Source organism: Bartonella propinqua, assembly GCF_047263965.1.
GTDB lineage: Bacteria > Pseudomonadota > Alphaproteobacteria > Rhizobiales > Rhizobiaceae > Bartonella.
The window spans coordinates 1-2,266 of sequence record NZ_JBLEBK010000026.1 but is presented as its reverse complement, the minus strand read 5'-3'; the positions used below and the strand labels follow the sequence as shown (position 1 = coordinate 2,266).

The 2,266-nt window shown below is 39.6% G+C and carries 1 pseudogene; it reads left to right on the top strand.

The window, feature by feature from the left end:
• Positions 1–9 precede the first annotated feature (9 nt).
• Positions 10–2,266, top strand: a pseudogene (locus ACMFKV_RS07110) (hypothetical protein); the annotation flags it as partial.

Sequence of the window (2,266 nt, the reverse complement as noted above, 5' to 3'; positions counted from 1 at the left end):
AGTGGTGGTGTGTCTCGAAAAATTACTGGTGTAGACAGTGGGCAGATTTCTGTAGATTCATCTGATGCAATAAATGGTTCGCAGCTTTACTCGGTGAATAACACGCTTGCTTCATATTTTGGTGGTGATGCTAGATACGAAAATGGAAGATGGACGGGTCCAAGATTTGATATTATAGAATTCAATTCTGATGGATTAAGTAATGGAAAAATGAGCTATTATACTGTTTCGAGCGCTTTTGATGCAGTTGGTAGCAATTTTGCAAATTTGAGTAAGAATATCCGTGATGTACAAGATGGTCTTCTTGTTAAACAAGCAAGGGATATGTTGCCTATTACTATTGGTCAAGCAGTAGGTGGTATTTTAATTGATTTTACCAATAAGGATGGCGTATATCGTAAACTTACTGGTGTCGCAGATGGGCTAATCTTTGAAGGCTCGACTGAAGCAGTAAACGGTGGTCAACTTTATTCGGTAGGTGATGCGCTTGTTTCATACCTTGGGGGTAACGCTAAGTATGCGAATGGAATGTGGACAGATCCAATTTATCGTATTCAGGGTACTGCGTATAATAATGTTGGTTCTGCTTTTGAAGGAGTTAACAACTCTATTACGAGTATAAATAACTCTATCCTTGATATAAAAAATGATATTAGTGGAAATATTAATCCAAACACTCTGTTATGGGATAGCTATGAAAATGCGTTTGTTGCCACTCATGTCACAGATGGTATAAAAACCAATGCTAAGCTTAAGTTTCTTCTCGATGGAAATGTCTCGTTAGGATCAACGGAAGCTGTAACAGGTGGTCAGCTTTATTCTGTGAATAAAACCTTTGCTTCATATTTTGGTGGTGGTGCTAATTTTGAAAATGGAGTGTGGGTTGCACCAAAATTCGAGGTCGTACAATTTAATTCTAGTGGGTTGATCGGCGAAAAGCGGAGTTATAATAATGTTGCTAGTGCTTTTTCTGGGGTTAATGAAGCTTTCGTAAGTCTTGATGACAAGATTAATGATGTGAAAAATCAGACTCTTGTTCAGCAAAATGGGAGAATTGCTCCTATTAACATCGGTGCAGGTACAGGTGGCAATAGAATTATAGTTGCAAACAGTGATGGTGCATCGCGTATTATCTCTGGCGTGATGGCAGGAAGTATTGCAGAAGGGTCAACAGAGGTTATAACGGGTAGCCAGCTTTACTCGATGAGTAACATGCTTGCTACATATTTTGGTGGTGGCGCTAGGTACGAAAATGGAGGGTGGACATTACCAAGCTTCAAGGTTACCAAGCTTAATGATAATGGTGTTGCTGAAGAGGCAAGCTATACAAATGTTGCCGATGCACTCGCAGGTATGAGCAACTCGTTCAAAAATATTAAAAATGATGTTGCAAATGGTGTTTCTCAAGATGTTATTAATGACATTACTCAAACAGTTACAGCTGCGGTTAAGAGTACCAGTCTTATAAAACAAGATTCGTTCACGAAGCCTATCACAATTGGTGGGAACGTAGGTGGTACAGAGATTATAATTGCAAACAGTGATGGTGCATCGCGTATTATCTCTGGAGTAAAGGCAGGAAATATTTCAGAAGGATCAACAGAGGCTATAACCGGTGGTCAGCTTTATTCGGTGAGTAATACTCTTGCTACATACTTTGGTGGTGGTGCTAAATATGAAGGTGGAAAATGGACATTCCCAGATTTCACGGTTGTTACACTCAATAGTGATGGTGTTGCTGAAGAAGCAAGCTATACAAATGTTGCCGATGCACTCGCAGGTATGAGCAACTCGTTCAAAAATATTAAAAATGATGTTGCAAATGGTGTTTCTCAAGATGTTATTGATGACATTACTCAAACAGTTACAGCTGCGGTTAAGAGTACCAGTCTTATAAAACAAGATTCGTTCACGAAGCCTATCACAATTGGTGGGAACGTAGGTGGTACAGAGATTATAATTGCAAACAGTGATGGTGCATCGCGTATTATCTCTGGAGTAAAGGCAGGAAATATTTCAGAAGGATCAACAGAGGCTGTTAACGGTGGTCAGCTTTATTCGGTGAGTAATACGCTTGCTACATACTTTGGTGGTGGTGCTAAATATGAAGGTGGAAAATGGACATTCCCAGACTTCACTGTTGTTACGCTCAATGATGATGGTGTTGCTGAAGAGGCAAGCTATACAAATGTTGCCGATGCACTTGCAGGTATGAGCAACTCGTTCAAAAATATTAAAAATGATGTTGCAAATGGTGTTTCTCAAG